The sequence below is a fragment of the Streptomyces antarcticus genome, assembly GCF_026627255.1.
GTDB classification, from domain to species: domain Bacteria; phylum Actinomycetota; class Actinomycetes; order Streptomycetales; family Streptomycetaceae; genus Streptomyces; species Streptomyces antarcticus.
In genome coordinates, this window is sequence record NZ_JAPNLM010000003.1 from 193,567 (window position 1) to 211,775 (window position 18,209).

Below are 18,209 nucleotides of genomic sequence, written 5' to 3' on the forward strand. Positions count from 1 at the left end.
CCACTGAGGACGGCCGCCACTGAGGGCGGGCACCACGGAACGGACCGGTCCACGGGGGTGGGTCCACGGGTGAGCGGAGTGCTGGGTGCAGGAGATCAACTTTCCGGAGGACGTCCGGAAGATGCTCTGGATCCTCATCGGCGAGATGCCGTTGGAGGCTCGGGAGAACCTCGCGTACAACAGCCGTGAGCTTTATCTGAGGTTCGGCCGGGGCATCCGTGATCTCCGGCACGAGATCGAGCTCTCCGTCTCCGAGGCCTCCACCGCCCTTCCCGACGACGTGGCCGACCCGTACGTCCGGGCGCTGTCGCTGCTCACCGACGACGGGGGAGTGAACCACCTCGACTCGATGGTCGAGAAGCTGGACGAGATCGCCCTGGGCCAGATCGACCACTCGATGAGCATCCAGCAGGCGAAGTGGGAGATCATCGCCGAGATCATCGCCCTTCTCATCGAACTGGCGCTGCTGGCCGCGCTGGCCGCCATCACCGGCGGCACGTCCGTCTCCCAGATGATGCTGGCGCGGGCCAGGAGCCGGCTGGCCGTCCTGCTCATCGTGGACCGGCTGCTGCGCATGACCCACCTCGCGCCCACCCTCACCAGCGCCATCGAGGAGGCGCTGCAGGTCCTCGCCGTGCGGCTCGCCCAGATCGCCCTGAACCCGAACGACCGCAGGCCCGACGGGATCGACTGGGAGGACGTGGGGAAGGGGGCGGCCTTCGGCGCCCTCGCCGGAGGGTTCTCCAGCATCCTCAGCGGTGCCTTCGACCACGCGGGCAAGTGGTTCAAGAACACCTTCGACACCTTCGACGACTTCGCCGGGAAGAACCCGTTCACGACGAAGTTCCTCGACGGACTCAACGACCTCGCCGAGGCGTTCGTCGTCGGCGCGGTCAGCGAGTCGGCAGCCGAGGTCCTGGTCCAGGGCGCCTTCGAAGGCGTCTGGGAGTTCAAGTGGGAGACGTTCGTCGGCTCCGGTACCAGCTCCATGTTCGAGGTGATCGCCGACGGGGCCCTCGGCGGCGGCGGTCTGTGGCTGCACAAGTGGCTGATCGATTCGAGCGACTTCAACGACCTCAACGACACCGACCTCCGAGGGGGCCCGGACCCCCGGGGGTCCGGCGACTTCGACGGCCCGCCGCGCACCTCCCCGGTCCCGGTCCCCGCACCGGGCCCGGCCCCGCTCCTGACCTCCGTGCCGCGTGCGGTGCCGTCGGCGACGGCGGGCGACGACGTCCCGTTCAGCGACCTGCCGTCCACCGTGACCAGCCCGCTGCCGGTGCCACCCGCCCCGTTCCCGGTCGCGCCGGTGCCGCCTGCCGCCGGCGGGGTGCCCGCCGCGGTCGACGGCTCCGCCCGCGACGCCCGCTCCGACCCGGCCCGGCGGTCCTTCGACCCCGGCGCGCCGGTGCGGCCCGGCACCCCGGACCTGACGCCCCTCTCCCCGGTCCCGATCCCCGCACCGTTCCCCGCACCGCCCCTCGGTCTGCCGCCCGAGCTGCTGGTGGACCCGTCGTCCCCGTCCTCCCCCTCGTCGCCGTCGTCCCCGTCCTCGCTCCCGTCCCCACCGGCGGCGGCCGGGCGGACCGCCGACCCCGCCGGGCAGCGGGAGTTCTGGGCCGACGACCTGGCGGACCCGGCCGGCCTGCCCGGCGGGATCGGCGCTCTCCCCGACCCGCCCGCCGCCCTCCCCGGGAACACCGGCCAGGGCGCGTCCGGGCCCGCCGCGGGTACCGGCGCGCCCTCGTCCGGTACCGCGGCCCCCGCGGCCGGCGGCCGTCCGGCGGCGGTCGGTGCCGGACACGACGGCTCCCAGGAGGCCCCGGAGCGGGCCGTCTTCTGGGAGGAGGACGCCCAGGCGCCGGCCGAGGAGGCGCAGACCCCGGCCGAGGAGGCCCCGGTACGGACCGCCGGGCGCGAGCAGCCCACCGGTGCGGGCGCCGCCGGGTCCACCGTCGCCGGCCCGCCCGGCGCCGCCGCGCCGCCGCAGGCCGCCCCGGTCCCGGAGGCCGCCGTGCCCCGCCCGACGGCCTCCGCCGACGCCCCCGACGCGACCGGCCGGGTCCGGGGCTCCGCGCAGGAGACGCCCCCCGCGACCGGCGAGGACGCCCCGGAGCGGGAGGAGGCCCGGACGCCGGTCGCGTCCGGGCCCGAGGCCCCGCACACCGTCCCCGCGCCGCTGACCGGCAACCCGGCCTGGGAGGCCGCCCGGGCCGCCGTACCGCCCGTCACCCGTACGCACACCTGGACCGACGCGGCGCCGCCCCCCGTCCCCGCCGATCCGGCGCGGCCCGGGGCGGCGCCCGCGCCCGCCCGGTCGTCGTTCGAGGTCCGCCGCGTCGAGCACGACGGCGCGTGGGTCACCGACCTCACCGTCCGGATCGCGACCGGGCCGGACGGGCTGCCCGAGGACGCCTGGCAGCGCGTGCTCTCCGGCGTCGAGGAGTTCTTCAACGCGCCGGGCCACCGGCTGCCTGGCGGTGACCTGCTCCAGGTCACCGCCCGGCAGGTGGCGACCGCCCCGCACCCGGACGAACTCGTCGTCACCCCGGTCGACCGGGACCGGCCGATGACACGTACCGCGTGGTGGACCGACGCGGAACCCGCCGACTACGCCGCCCGCCTCGCCCTCGAACTCGGCCTGCCCGGCGACCTCCGTCCCGGAGACGACACCGCCCGCCGCACCGGTGGCGCGGACGGCCCGCCCGTGGACCCGGCCCGGCCCGCCGCGCCGGGACGCCCCCAAGCCGGCCTGGACAGAACCTCGTTGGAGGTGCTCGCCGAGCACATCGGCGATCCTGCCGCCGAGCCGCCCGCACCCCCGACGCCGATGACGACCACGTCGAGCGCACCCGCGCCGGACGCCGACGCGTCCGGGACCCCCGCCGTGGACGCCGCGCCCGCGCCCGCGGAGCGGGACGGTGGCGGCCCGCGGGACGCCAGCGGGGCCGCGGTGGTACCCGTACGGCCCGGGCAGTGGCGCCACCGGCGGCCGTCCGCTCCGGCGGCCCCGCTGCACCTGGACTGGTTCGACCCGGCGAGCGACCCCCTCGGCGAGCGGCGCGCTCCGGGCACCCTGCACGGCCTCACCACGCTGGTCCGCGCCCGGATCCGCCGCATCCAGGCCGATGACGGGCGCTGGGTGCGCGACGTCGCCCTGCACCTGCCGGTCCGGTTCGGGCCCGGCTTCGACCCCGCCGAGCTGCCCGCGTTCCAGGAGCGGATGCGCGCGCTGCTCGCCGTCCACGCCAACCACGGCCTGCGGCTGCCGGGTTCGGGCGACCAGCTGCACGTGGAGCTGGTGCTGACCCACGCCCCCGGGCACGCCGAGGCCGTGGAGCTGAGCCGCGGTGACGACCCGGGACGCAGCGATCAGTTGCACATCCGGCTCGGCGGCGGGCCCGAGCGCGACGACGCCGTGGCGCTGCACGAGATCCTGCACTACACGGGCCTGCGGGACCGGGCGCGCGATCCGCAATCGCTGTTCCGCCGGCTGCTCGCCGCCGGTGCCACCGGGGTGATGGCCGACCCCACCGCACTGCCCGCCACGGGGGCGATCACGGAGACGGACCTGCGGACCCTGGAATCGGCCCTGGACTCCGGCCCGGTGGTACGCGACCACCCGCTCACGCTGGGTACCCCCACGGCCCCTCCCGCCGAGCCCGACCCCGGCCCGCTGCCGCCGGACGAGCACGACGGCCGCTGGGATTCCAGCCGGGCCCCGCGCGACTGGAGCGCGCCGCTGTCCGCGTACGTCGCCGGCTACGGCACCGGCTACGACGGCAACGTCGGCCTCGTGCACGTCGAGCCGCTGTCCGACGCCGTCGTGGACGGCCTGCACCGGCAGATCCTCACCCGCCTGGGCATCCCGCTGACCGCACCCCAGGACCATCCCGTACGGGTACAGCTCCGGGAGCGGGCCAACGCCGTCGAGCTGGCCCGGCAGCTGCCCTACCTGCGCAGCAGCGGGCGCCGGTTCACCGTGACCCACGAGGGCCGGGAGCGCATGGTGGACGTGCGGCTCGGTCTGCGCGACCCCGTACGGTCCGGCCGTTACGGCGCGAACAGCGTGGAGGACCCCGAGGGCCGCGTCGAGCGGCGCGGACAGGGCAGCTCCGAGTCCTCGGGCTCCCAGAACTCGGGGAACGTCCGAACCGTCCCGGTGACCTGGTCCGGCTCGTTCGCCATCGACAGGCCCGGCCCGGTCAGCCGGCTGGACGGGGCGTTCGCGCTCACCCTGACCCACAACCAGTTCTCCGCGAGCACCACCGTCACCTCCGCGGTGCAGACGATGACCGCACAGCGCAGCAACGAGTTGTCGCAGCCGGTGGAGTTCGCCTCCGAGTGGCAGGCCGTGACCGACCGGCCGGAGCCCCCCGGCACGGGGAGCGCCGACGCGGACTGGGGGGACGCGCAGGCGCACGGGCCGGTCACCGTCTGGTTCCCGCAGCACCTCGCGGCGGAGCCCGCCGGACCGATGCCGGCCCCCGCCGGACTCGACGACCTCCCGGTGTGGGGCGTCGACACCGTCCACCAGCCCGCCCGGCTGCTGTCCGACGTCCGGCGCACCTTCCACGAGGACCTGTCGGACCTGTCGGACGCCTCCGCCGAGGAACTGGAGGCGTTCCTGTCCGAGCCGGTGCTGCGCGGCACCCTCCCCCTCCAGCGGGGCGGCGGCCTGTACTCACCGATCCTGCTGGACAGCCGGGGCAAGGCGATCGGCGTCTTCCGGCTGACCGCCGTGGTCGAACCCGATCCCGCCCCCACCCACCGCACGGTCGAGGGAAAGATCAACCTGGAGGCGCACGTCTCGCAGACCGTGAAGCTGGACAGCTCCGCCAAGTTCGCCAGCGGCGTCGCGGGTGACGGAAGCCTCGCCCCCGTCTTCACCTCCGACACGGCGCGCGGCCACCCCGACGCCTCCTCCGGCGTCCAGGGCAGCGTCGCCTTCAAGGGCGGCGCCAGGTGGCAGACCAGCTCCGGCCTCTCGTCCGGCGGTTCCGCCACCCTGGCGCACGCCGTCCGGAGCAACCGCAGCCACCTGCTCACCCCGGCGCGGGTCACCTACCGGGTCACCCTGGTCCGCGCCCGCGGCGGCAGTACGACGCACCGCGCCGGTCCCTGGGACGCGGGCCTGCGGATGCGCGTGCTGTCCCAGGCCGACGCGCTGGGCGTGGAACACGCCGTCGGCAAGGGGCCGCGTCAGCTCCCCGAGGACCTGGAGAACCTCGACGCGCTGGGCCTGTCGGCCGCCCCGCTGGCCGTCACCGGCGCCGAGCCGATGTTCCGGCGGGCCGAGGCGTGGCTGCGGGAGGAAGGGTTCCTGCCGCCGACCACGCGACCCCAGGCCCCCTACGTGGAGGACGAGGAGCGGGCGCAGGCCCAGCTCGCCAACCTGCGCCGCTTCGAGCAGGCCCGCTCCGAAGTGGGCCTGCGGGCCTCGGCCGACGCCCTCCTCGACGGCGGGATCCCCCTGTGGCTGGACCTGCCCCGGCGCACGGGAGGCACCCGCCGGGTCCAGCTGCGGCTGAGCGCCACCCGCGACACCGCCGCCGCGACCCGGCACCGGCGCACCCTGCCGGGCATCCAGGTCATGGGCATCTCCTCGTTCGGCGTCCCGGGCAACGAGTCCAGGAGCCAGGCCTACGGCTGGCAGGCCGGCTTCGGCGGCGGCCCCTCCGGCCCGGCCGGCGACCCGGCGTGGACGCTCGGCGGCTCGGGCGACTACACCTACAGCAGGCAGGGCGCCGACACGCTCACGGCCGGCTCCGGGAACAGCCAGGACCAGTTCTTCATCGGCAGCGGGCAGGACACCGAGGTCTTCGAGGTGCCCGCGCGGCTCGCGCTCGACCTGTACGAGGAGGACGCCCAGCCGAAGAAACGATTCGCCGACCCCGGTGACCCCGTCGGCCCGTCCGGTACCCCTCCCCGGCCTCCGGACGAGGAACGGCCGGTCGTCCACACCGTTCCCGGAGGCCTCACCCTCGCCGTCCCGCACCACCGCACCCAGCCCGCCGGCACCGCGCGCCCGCCGCGCGCCGGCCACCGGGTGCGCGCCGTCCGCCCGGCCGACCGGACGCGCCTGGCCATGACCGACGCGGCCGGGAACCCCGTACCGAACGTCGTGCGCCTCCCCGACGACGCGATCATGGACAGCCTCCAGGGTTCGGCCGCCCTCGTCGACGCCTTCGACCGGATCGTCACCGGCACGTACCCGGGGCACCCCCGGAAGGGCGCCCTCCACCAAGCGTGGGACGCCACCACCGGGTTCCTGTCGGACCTGGCGAACAAGGCCGCCGGCCTCTCCGACAACCTGGACGGCGCCGCCCCCACCGGCGAGAGCACCCCCTTCAGGGAGGCGCTGCGCTCAGCGCTCAGCACCGCCAACCTGGCCGCCCGCGCCCACCAGATCTTCAAGGGCGGCTACGTCGTCGAGGGCCTGACACTGCCCGGCCTCGGCGCCGACCACGAGTTCTCCATCGAGCTCCAGGGCTTCCTGCACGACCCGGAGAACCCGAACAGCGCGGCCCAGTACCTGGAGACCGACGTCGGAGCCACCGACACCACCGCGCACCAGACCGCGACCAGTGCCGGCCACCAGGTCGCCGGGGCGTTCAGCGCGGCGCAACGGCCTGCTCCGGCCCCCAACACGGCCGAGGGCGGCACGGGGAAGGCGGCCCGCGCGGTGAAGGACGACGCCCCGGCGCCGGAGGCGACCCCGCTGTTCAACCCGTCGGGCCGCCATGCCCTCACCCGCCGTACGGACCAGAGCAGCACCGTCACCTCCTCCACCGGGGTGACCCGCACCCCGACGGAAGGCGGTACGCAGCACCGCATCCGCGCCGGCGCGACCATCCTCCTCACCGTGCGCCACGGCCGCCGCAACCTGGTGGGCAACACCCTGGGCGTCACCACCGCCGAGACCGTCACCATCGCCGTCGAGATACCCCGGGGCGCCCAGTTCCTGATGAGCGACACGCAACTCAGCCGGGACGCCGAGTGGTTCCGGAGCGTCGGCTCGCTGACGCCGACCCCGCGCCCCGCCGCCGACCTGCCCCTGCCGGACCGGTTCGCCCGTACGCAGGAACTCGGGCTCGCCGGCGTCCTCTCCGTACGACAGCTCGCACCCGCTCCGAGCACGGCGGCCACGGGCACGGCCGCCACGGGCACGGCCGCCACGGGCGCGGCGGCCCCGGGCACGCCCGCCCCGCCCGTCCCTCCCGCGACCGGGCCCGTCGAGCGGCGCGACCGGCTGCGCACCGAACTGACCCGGCTGGTCGAGGCGGAGGCCCCCGGATCCACCACCCCGGGCCACTCGGCCTACCTGTCCGGCGTACGGACCCGGATCGCCGACCTCACCACGTCCACGGCCCTGCGCGCCCTGCCCGCCCGGGGACCCGGCCGCGCACAGCGCTTCCACTTCCTGCACGTCGCCAAGGGCGGCGCCCGGCTCGTCGAGGTGTCCCTCGAGGCCAAACCCCGGCAGGACACCACCGGGCTGCGCACCGTGCGCGGCCGCCGCGCCGGCGCCGGGGCCGGCCAGGAACAGGTGCACGCCCACGCACCGTCGAACACCTCCACCGGCACCACCACGACCCGCCAGAGCGCCACCACCTTCACCCCCAGCGCCCGCTACCCGCGCCCCGCCGACGACACGCGCACCGACCGCACCGGGCCCTCCTTCACGTACACCACCACCAGTTCCGACGCGGCGAAGAACTCCTCGACGGACGAGGACCGCTACTGGATGCGCACCGACAACGCGGCCGACTTCGAGGTGGAGTACGAGTACACGGCCTCGGTCCGCTCCGAACTGGTCACCGAATGGCCGCTCAACATCCCCGGCGGCATCGTCGAAGCCGGTGTGATCGGCTGGTCCGACGAGAACACGGGCTGGATGGAGTGGGCCCGGCGCACCCTGTTCGGCCGCCCCGCCCGCACCGCCACCGTGCCCGCCCTGGTCAGCCTGCGCTTCACCGGCAGCGAGGCCGCCGACCCCCCGGTGCCCGCCGACCCACTGGCGCCGAGCGTGTCGGCCACCGACCCGAGGACCGCGCCCGCCCCCGCCGGCGGCGGCCGCCGCATCGGCGACGGGGAGCGCCTCGAACCGAGCGGACCGGCCCCGGTGTTCCACTTCAACGCCTACCGGGAGCTCTCCCAGGCCCTCACCGACGTCGCCCCGGCCCTCGCGCCGGGCCTCGGCTCGACCGCGGTGTCGGAGTCGGCCGAGGCCGCCGCCGTACGCATCGGGGAACTCATCCAGGCGCGGCGCGTCGACGTGGACCTGCCCCGCGGCACCGGGATCACCTCCTCCATGCCCGGCTCCTACCCGGCCGAGGAGGATGCCGGAGCCCCGCCGGACCTGCGGATCGAGGTGCGCAACCCCCGGCGGATCACCGACGCCGGCGACGTCACCCTGGACCGACTGCGGCTGCCCGGCACCACCGCGTCCACCGCCCTCACGGCCGGCGGCGGCTCGAACACCACCCTGAACACGGCGCACACCGCGGACGCGCTGGGCCCCTCCAACCTGTTCGGCACCGGCATCCCCGTGCTCGCCCGGCAGCCCGTGACCCAGGGCCCCGGTACGGCGGTCACCGCGAGCCGGCGCGAATGGTTCAAGGTGGGCGGCACCGCCCTGCCCGCCGACGGCGGACGCGGCACCCGCAGCTACGAGACCATGGTCGACGTCCTGATCACCGTCAAGGGCCCCGGCGGCACCCGCTACGTCAGCGGCAGCGCCGAGACGAGGCTGTCCGAACGCGACGTGCTCGGCTACGGCGTCACCGACGCCCGTACCGACCCGCAGGTCTACGACCTCCGGTCCATGCTCGCCGGGCAGCCCGCCGCCGACCTGCGCGACTGGACCAGGCATCCCCTCGGCAACCTGCCCGCCGTGCTCGCCCGCGGACTGGCCCTGAACGAGGACGCGGCGCAGATCTGGCTCGCCCCCGGCCCCGACCCGGACGGCTCCCGACTCGCGCGCGCCCTCTACGCCGCCTCCCGCACCGCGGTCCTCGCCGCACGCCCCGTCGAGCTCGTCCTGCGGACGGACGACGGGCTCCAGCACTGGGAGTTCGCCGAGGACGGCTCCCTGGCCAGTACGGACGCGGCCACCGTCACCGCCTGGAACGCCCTGGCCGACACCATCACCGAGCACAGCGACGCCCACCGAGGGCAGTCCGTGGCCCGCCGTCAGGAGGCCGACCAGAGCGGCCCGCGCACCACCGCCGCCAACGACCTCGACGGGGCGCGGAAGGCGCTGGACACCGAACGGAAGGCCCACCTCCTGGCCGGCCGGCAGCTGCGGGACGCGGTCAAGGCCCACACGAAGGCGCGCACGGCGCTGGCCAACGGCAACAGGGCTGTCGTCCGCGAAGACGGCCGGGTGCGGCGGACGGAGCGGGACATCAGCGCCGTGGAACGGCGCCTGGCCGCCGCCGAGCGCGAGGAGCGGGCCCTGTCGGTCGAGGCCCGGGCCGCCGCCGCCGAGCTGCGGCACCTGGCCCGCCAGGTCCGGACACCGCAGCCGCCGCACACCGTGGCAGCCGTCCGGGCGCGGGAACAGGCCGCCCGGCAGGGCATCGTCCGGCTGCGCGGGCAGCAGGCGGGACTGCGTACCCGTCAGGCCCAGCTCGGAACCGCCCTGGCGACCGCCCGCACCGACGCGCGGACCGCCGCCCAGCGCCTGCCCGGCCTGGCCGGGCGCGTCGCGACCGCGCGCACCGACGAGGACAGCCGCCGCGGCGGGCTCGACACGGTCACCAAGCGCCGGGACACCGCCGCGGCGGTGCACGACGAGCGGCGCGACCAGCTGGACGCGGTGGACCTGGTCATCGACACCGCCCGCAAGGCGCAGGCCCGGGAGGCGGGCGTACAGACCGCCGCCGCCAAGCGCCTGCCCGGCCTCGCCCACACCCTCCGGGCGGCCCGCCGCACCGCGGGAGAGGGCCTGGTCGAGGTCCCGCGGTCCTCCGTGGCGTCGACCCCCGCCCGCGGTCCGCGCGCGGCCCTGGCCGCCCGGTCCACGGCGACCCCCGCGCCGAGGGTGGCCACGGCGGCGTCCTCGAAGGCGTCCAAGGGGAAGACCGGGGTGAAGTCCCCGGCGCAGGCCCAGGCCAAGGGCACGGTGGGAGGGAAGGGACCCGGCCTCGGGACGCCTCCGGGCACCGGCCTCGGGACCCCGCCCGGCACGGGCAGCGGCACCGTGGGGGCCCAGGGGCACGCCTCGCGCCGTCCGGCCGCGGGGAGTGCGCTGCGAACCCCCGCGAACGGCGAGTGCCTGCTGTACTCCTTCCTCGCAGGCGCGCCCCAACTGGTCCGCGACCGGCTGCCCGGGCTGGCCGCCACCGCCCCGGGCGTCTTCGCCTGGCTCTCCGACACCGCGGGAGTCCGCGCCGACGTGCACGCCCAGGCCACCGCCCTCTCGTACACCGGCGCACTGCCCCCGCACCCGCCGTCACAGGCGGCCGTCGCCGCCCTGCGCACCTTCATCGCGAACTACCTGCGGCAGACGGCCCACGCGAACCAGCTGCCGGACCAGGTCGTGCTGCAGCTGCGCGCCTCCGTCGCCGACGAGTTCGGCCGCCACCTGCGCCTTCCCACCACCAGCCGGGCCGACCTGCTTGCGCTCGCCCAGCGGTACGGCGTCGCCAACACCGCCGCCCTGACCGACAACGACCTGCGCGACGCACTGGAGACCGTCTACCTCATGAGCACCGCGCCGCCGAGCGCCGCCGAACTGCAAGGGCTGCTGACCGCGGTGGGGAACTGGGAGACCAGCTGGGCCTCCGACCACGGGGACGCCTTCCTTGTGCTGACGGCGCACGCCCTCGGACTCGCCGTCGATGTCGCCCAGCCCGACCAGTTCGGCGGGCCGCCCACCGTCTTCGACTGCTACGGACCCCCGGGCGGCCCCGTCGTCGAGGTTCACTACTCGCCGGCCCACCGGCACTACTGGGGCAGCGACGCGATCCCCGCCCCGGCCCCCGTGCCCGTCCCCCTCCCTGCCCCCGTGCTGAACCCCGCCCCGGTGCCCGCCGAGGCCTCCGTCACGGCTCCGGGCCCCGCCGAGGACGCGGAAGCGGTCGTCCACGTACCGGAGGCGGCAGCGCCGCCCGGCGCGGACGAGCTGGTGGCACGGCTGTCGCCACTGCCCGTACGGGAGTTGCTGGACGGGCTGCCGCTGCTGGACCAGCGGCACCGGCGGTGGCTGGCGGGCCGCGCGGACTTCGTGGCGGGGCTACGGGCGCGCCTCACGGCGGGCGAGTTCGCCGAGACGGCGGCGCGGCTGCTGGTGGTACTGGCGGACGGGACCGCCCGTCCCGCGTCGGTGCGCGCGGAGGTGTACGCGCAGGTGGCGCGGATGCTGCGGGACCCGGACACGGTGGTGCGGCTGCTGGGGTCGGGCGCCACGGTGATGGTGCTGCCGCAGGACCTGCCGCTGGGTTCGGTGAGCGCGTTCGCTCCCGCGCCCGGGACGGTCGACCACCGCCTCGCTCCCACGCGGGGGGCGACGGCGGGCAACGCGCTCGTGGCGGCGCTGCCGGAGGAGAACCTGCTGGGGGAGCGGTCCGGCGTCGGCCGGAACCTGGAGCAGGCCGAGGGGTACTCGTCGGCCACCCACGAGATGGCCCACCTGCTGCACCACGCCGCACTGACCGACGGCGACCGGTCCCTGATCCGCCGGAGGTACCTGCAGCTGCGTGACCGGGGGCCGGACGCCCCCTGGCCGGACGGCCCCCGCCGCCACGCCGACGGCACAGCGGGGGACAACTACGCGGCGACGAACGAGTGGGAGTTCTTCGCCCAGCTCAGCAACGCCCATCTCGGTACGAACCACGGCGACGACCCCCACACGCTGCGGCCGCGGAACAACGGGGCCGCGTGGGTCCGGGCCAACGAGCCCGTACTGCTGCCCCTGCTGGAGCGCTTGTACGGCCCCGACCCGGATGCGGTCCATCCGGCGGCGGCGAACCCGCTGGCGTCGACGGACGCGGAGAACGCCCGGTACGAGGCGTTCCGAGACTTCATGACCGGCGTGGCCGAGCCGCCCGGCCCCACCGCCCCGGAGGCGGTCGGGCCGGTGGGACCGCCGGTGGGGCCGGTTGTGCCAGACGGACCGGCCGGACCGGTCGGGCACCCCTTCGACGAGGCGTTGTTGTCGGCGCTGGGGTCGCGGGACGTGACCCGGCTGCTGGACCGGGACCGACCCGTCCCGGTGGCGGACCTCGCCGGTACGGGCCTGGTCCTCAGTGCCGGGCAGACCGCCCAAGCCGTACTGCTCGGGGGCTCGTTGACCGTCGGGGAGCTGGGCCTGACACCGCTCCAGCACCTGCGCCTGCTGCTGGGCGGTCCCGGCGGCGGCGAAGCGGTCGAGGCGGCGTGGGAGGCCGCCGCGCGGGCCCTGGGGATCGGGATCGCGGTCACCCTGCCCGACGGGCGGACGCGCGCCTTCGGTCCCGTCGGCGCGGCCGGAGGCGTACGACTGAACTTCGACGGCGCGGCGTACGTGGTCACAGGAGGCGCGTCATGACGGTCCCCCACCCCCGACCAGGAGCACCCATGGCGTTCAGATTCCCGACACCACGGTCAACTACCGTGATCATCACAACTGTTGGATCACACTGCCGGCCGAACGCCGTCCGGCCGGTCCGGATCGGAACCATGACGACAGCGATGACGATGACCAGCCACGGCGGCCGCACGGCGGCGACGGGCGGGGATCGCCGGTGATGCTCTGGAACCGGCGGAGGGACGAGCGCGCCGCGCCGGACTCCCCCGAGGAGTCCGCGGCCGGGGGGACGGGCTTCCTGATCGAGGAGTACGACCGCGTCCTGCTGCTCCGCCAGCCGTCCGACGAGCTGCTCGGACCCGGAGAGATCGCCGACCTGGTCCGGTCCGCGGAGGCGGACGCCCCCGGCACCTTCACCGTGGTCGCCGGCGCGGACGAGGAGTCAGCCGCCGCGCTGTGGCCCCGGCTCAGTGACCTGCTCGACGGGGTGGCCGAGGAGGGCGCCACCGCCGTCCGGCTCGTCATGTCCGGCTCCGGCTCCGGCGTCGGCGTCGGCTCCGGTGTCGCTTCCGGTGTCGGTTCCGGCTCCGGCTCCCGCGGCCGGTCGGTGGAGAGTCCCGCGGTGGCCCAGCGCATCGCCGACGCCTGGGAGCTGGAGGTCATCGCCCCGGACGGCACCGTGCTCTGCGTGCCCGGCGGCGGGCTCTTCGTCCACGGCCCGCCCGGGGGTGACCACGGCTGGTGGAGCTTCCGGCCGGGCGCCGCCCCCGTCCCGCTGGGACTCCGGCATCCGGCCCCCGCCTGGCGGCCCGGTCCAGGCCGCCTGCCCTCCCGTACCCGCGGCGGCTGCGTCGTCGAGGAGATACCGGCGGGCGTCCTCATCCGTTCCGGAGACGGCCCCGCGCTCCTGCCCGGCGACCTCTGCTACGCCGTACCGGTGGACAGCCAGGGCCCGTTGCTGGTGCTCGGCGTCCCGGACGGCGAGGACGTCGGCGCCGAGGACGTGTCCGACGTCGTCGCCGCCCTGCCCCAAGAGGCCCGGGCCGCGCTGCGCGTGGCCCCCGGCGGCCGACGGGACGTACTGGGCGCCGGGCAGTCAGCCGCCGACCTCGTGGGCGCCGGCGTCGTCGTCTACAGCGGCTTACCCCTCTTCGCCGAGACCGGCCCCGCGCCCGGTGAGGTCGTACGGTCCATGGTGATCGGCCGGGACGGGGCGCCGCGCTGGCAGCCGTTCGTCGACTCGGTGCTCTGCGCTCCCGGCGCATCGGAGCCGAGCCTGCTGCGGTGGAGCCCGCCGCTGCCCGGCGCGGGCGCGGCCGACCGGGGAGTGGTGCACCTGTCCGACCGCTGGCAGGTCGCGGTGAGCCGGGCGGGCCTGATGGTCGGCGGCCGAGACGACGCGGCGCAGCCCCTGGCGGCGCGCCCGGTGGACGCCGAGGGACCGGCGATCGAGGTGGGACGCCCGGGGGAGGAGCTGGACACCTCGCTCTGGCCGGCCCTGTCCGAGCTACTCGACTGGCTGGAGCCCGACCTGCGCCTCAGGGCCCGGTTGCACGTGCACGGCAAGGCCCTGGACGGGGGCCGGGAACTGCGCCGCCTGGCAGCCCGGCACGGTGTGCGCAGCGTGCGCTTCGCGTCCTTCGGCCGCCACGCCGAAGGTGCCCCCCGCCCCGGCGAGCCACAGGTGACCCCTCCCGGCACCCGGCCCGCACCGCTGCCCGTCGCGGCGCCGACGGCGCCGACGGCGCCGACGACGGTGGGCGCGAGCCCCGCGTCGGCGCCCGTGCCGCACCCGGTGGTCCCGGCCGCGTCCCCGGAGGCGTCCGCATCGGCTGGGGAGACGCCGGGCGCGGCCCTGGTGACGCACCGTCAGGCCGTTCAGCCGCACGGGCCGGACGGCAGCGCCCCCGCCCGCCGGGCAGCCGGACCGGTACCGGCCGCCCGTCCGGATCCCGTCGCGGCGCCTGGGCCGGCTCCGCTTCCGGCGGCCCGGCCGGGCCCTCTCGTCGAGCCGGCGCCGGACGTCCTTGCGGAGTCGGGCTCGGGCCCCGTTCCGGCGGCCGGGCCGGCTCCGCTTCCGGCGGTGGGTTCGGGTTCCCTCGCGGAGACCGGGGCGCATCCGCTTCCGGCCGCCCGGCCGGGCCCCGTTGCGGAGCCGGTGCCGGACGCGCTTGCGGCGTCGGGCTCGGGCCCCGTTGCGGCGGTCGGGCCGAAACCGCTCGCGGAGCCCGGGCCGGACCCGCTGCCCGCCGTACGGCCGGTGTCCCTCGCGGCTGTTGGACCGGAATCGCTCCCGGGCACCGGGACGGGGCGGGGGGCCGGGGCCGAGCCGTTCGCCCCGCCGAGCGCCCCGCGGCCCGTCGTCACCGCCACCTCCACCGTCACCGCTCCGGACCAGCCGGCAACCGGCGCCCCCGGGGGAAGGGCCCGGGTTCCGGCCGGGGCACTCGCCCCGGCCGCCGCTTCGGCGGCGTCCGCGACCGGCGGCCCGGCGGTCTCCGCCCCGGGCCGGGGCCGTTCCGCGGAGGTTCCGGGCCGGGGTGCGCCGGGGCCCGTGCCCTCACCGGTCCCGCCCGCCGCGGCGCCTTCCGTTCCCAGCCCGGAGCCGGAGCCGGAGCCGTACCCGGAGCCGGACCCGGCTCCCGATCCGGCCCCCGCCACGCGTCCGAGCAGCGGTCTGGAGAGCGGACCGCCGCTGACCACGGGGAGCGTGCCGGCCCCGCTTCCGGATCCGCTCCCCGAGCGCGCCGCCCCGGCGCGAAGGCCGGCCATCCCGCCGGCGTCGGCGGGCGAACCGCTGCCGCCGGTGCCCGTGCTGCCGGAGCACCGCAGCACCGAGGCCGAGCGGACGGCGTTCCGTACGCTCGCCGAAACGGTCTGGGAGCGCCATGCGGCAGCCGTGGCGCGCACGTTGACCCGGATGCCCGCACTCCGGGGCGCCGAGCAGGTGGCCGCTCGCGCCGACCTGGTGGCGCTGCTGCTCTACCTCGGCCCGTCGGACGGCCCGTTCGGCCACCGGGAGCTGGAGCGGGCCCTGCGCGCGGGGGGCGGCCGGCTCCTGCCGTACGCGGCCTGCGTCGCGTCGGCGCTCCGGCGCCTGCCGTCCTTCCGGGGACTGGCACTGCGCGGTGCGCTGCCCGACGCGGCGCCCGGCGCCGGAGCGGGCGACGCCGGACTGCCGCGGCCCGGAACCGTCCTGCGCGACCCGGCCGCCGTGAGCGCGCTGCCGTGCGGCGCGGCGGGCCCCGAGCCCGGCAGCGCCCGGTACGCGATCTGGTCGGTCACCGGCCGCCGCGTACGCCAGCTCGGCGCGGCGGGTTCGTCCGCCGCGCACGACGAGGTCGTCTTCGCCCCCGGCACCGCCTTCCGGGTGCTCGACGTGCGGACGGACGGCCCCGGGCCGCTCGTCCTGCTGCGTCAGCTGTCCGTGTCGGCGACCGCGCCGCCACCCGCCCGGTACGCGGAACCGGACGGCGAGGACCACGCGGTGCTCGCGCGTCTCGATGAGGCACTGCGCGGGCGCCCCGAAGCCCCGGCCGGCTTCGCCTGGCCCGAGCGGTGCGCGGGTCCGCTGGAAGGGGCCGGGCCGGAGGCCGGCTGAGCGGCCGCGCGGCCGCGGCCAACGGCTACCGGCTGCCGCGGCCGTCCCGACAGACCACCAAGACGCACCACCAGCCAGCACCCGACTGTTTGACCAAGGCAAGAGGAGTGCCAATGCCCCAGCAAGCAGGCGGCTCGCAGATGTCGAGCCCAGCCGTACGACTCGCGGCGGTCCTGCCCGCGGTACCGGGGGAACCCGGCTCCGCTCTCGGCCCGCGCGGATCCCGCACGGCGCAGCACCAGACGGCACCGCCGAGCCCGGCGGTCCACGAGCCCGAGGCGGCCCCCGCGGGGTCGGGGACCTCGCCGATCCGCGCCACCTCGCCCGTGGCGGAGGTGGCGGCCGTGCCGGCCACCGCGGCGCTGCCGGAGGTACGCGCCACCGCGCGGCCCGCCGCACGCACCGGCGGCGCGGTGGCGCGGGCCGCCGCCACCTGGCGCGGCGGCGGTGCCCCCGCCGCGCGGGGGGCGGTCGCCACGGAGCCGTACGCGCCGCCCACCGGCGCGGTCGCCGCCGCGAGGGCCGACGAGCCGCCCGGCGGGCGGCCCAACCGGCCGCTGCTGGCCGCGGCGGCGATAGCGGGGACCGTGCTCATCGGTACGCCGTTCCTGTTTCTCGGCCTCGGCAGTGACGAGGAGCGCAACCAGGCGGCGTCGGTCCGGGAGGTGCCCGTGGGCGGCACCGTCGTGGAGAACCTCGCGCCCAACGGCGGGCAGTCCGGGAACGACTACGCCACGGCCGCGCCGTCCCGCAAGCCCGTGCCGCAGGTCCGGCCGGTGCCTCAGCAGGACCGGCGGGCGGAGGGCGTCGAGCGTCCGGGGACCGGTCCGAACACGGGACCCGAGGAGGAGAAGAGGACCAGCGGGCGGACCGGCACCGACGCCGGGCCGGCCACCGGAGGGGACGCCGGGGCCGGGGAGGAGCCGCGGGCCACCGAAGAGCAGCCCGTGTCGCCGCGGGACACCGGGGCGGACAAGAAGGCCTTCGAGCAGGACGGGACCCCGGGGCAGGACAAGGCCCGGGAGCAGGCGGCCAAGGGCGTCGCTCCGAAGGAGGGCGCGGCCGCCGTCGCGCTCCAGGAGCAGGCCCCGGGGCAGGGGCACCGCTCCGCACCGGCGCAGGCCCTGACCCCGGCCCTGCTCCCCGCCGCGCCGGGGAAGGACCCGGCACCCGCCGCGCCCGCGGAGAAGAAGGAGGCGGAGCCGGAGAAGGCCGCTCCGGCGAAGGAGGCCGAAGCGCAGAAGCCCGCCCCGAAGGAGGCCAAGGCGGCCCCCGTGGAGGAGAAGGCGCCCGAGGCGGCGAAGCCCGCCCCGGAGAAGGAGACCGCGGCCGCACCCGTCACCAAGCCCGTCACCAAGCCGGTGGCCAAGCCCGCGGCCCGGGCCGGGGGCGCGCTGCCGCAGAGCGCGAACTTCGCCACGGTGCGCAACGTGCCGCTCAAGAACGCCATGACCGGCATGTGCGCCGACGTTCCGAACTACGGCAAGGGCACGGTGGACGGTCCGGTCAACCAGTTCACCTGCAACACGACGGCCGCGGACAACCAGCTGTGGGACCTCGTCGTGAGCCGACCCGGGGCCGGTCCCGGCGCTGCGGACCTGTTCACCATCCGCAACAGCAAGGACGGCCTCTGCCTGGACCTGCCGAACTACGCCGGACAGCCGGCCGGCACCGGTGTGTCCGAGTTCCACTGCCGCCCCACCAGCGCCGACAACCAGCTCTGGTACCTGGACAAGCGGTCGGACGGCAAGTTCTGGATCCGCAGCCACTCCAGCGCCGGCCGGTGCCTGGACGTGTCCGGGTACTACGGCAGCGGCGGCAAGGACGCCCGGCTGACGATCTTCGAGTGCAACAAGCGCGACGACCACGTGTGGTCCTTCTCCTGATGCGACTCCCGCCCCTGAGGGGCGGCTGACGCGAAGACCGTGCCCCGGGCGACCACCGCCCGGGGCACGGTCGCGTCCACGGCCCCGCCGCCCGCCGCCCCACCCCGCATCACCCGTCGCCGCCCCGGGGTCGATCCGGCCGGGTGGGAATCGTCACGGGGTGGGTGGGCTGAAGCCAGGGGAAAGGGGCCCGGAACACTTGCCCCGC

Annotated in this window: 3 protein-coding genes; all 3 read left to right on the forward strand. The window is 76.7% G+C overall.

The annotated features are described in order from the left end of the window. The first annotated feature begins 85 nt into the window (after positions 1-85). On the forward strand, positions 86-12,535 hold the full coding sequence (locus tag OTB16_RS06865) for a hypothetical protein (RefSeq protein WP_267719007.1): 12,450 nt from the start codon (positions 86-88) through the stop codon (positions 12,533-12,535). A gap of 199 nt (positions 12,536-12,734) precedes the next feature. Continuing rightward, positions 12,735-16,115, forward strand: coding sequence for a hypothetical protein (locus OTB16_RS06870; protein WP_267719008.1), 3,381 nt, complete (start codon positions 12,735-12,737; stop codon positions 16,113-16,115). A 113-nt stretch (positions 16,116-16,228) separates the two neighbouring features. Continuing rightward, entirely contained in the window at positions 16,229-18,001 is a 1,773-nt protein-coding gene (locus OTB16_RS06875) for an RICIN domain-containing protein (protein WP_267719009.1), read from the forward strand. The last annotated feature ends 208 nt before the right edge of the window (positions 18,002-18,209 follow it).

Bases quoted from the DNA above. Each gene is read 5' to 3' on its own strand.
- OTB16_RS06870 (WP_267719008.1), top strand. From the start codon at position 12,735: ATGCTCTGGAACCGGCGGAGGGACGAGCGCGCCGCGCCGGACTCCCCC.
- OTB16_RS06875 (WP_267719009.1), top strand. From the start codon at position 16,229: ATGCCCCAGCAAGCAGGCGGCTCGCAGATGTCGAGCCCAGCCGTACGA.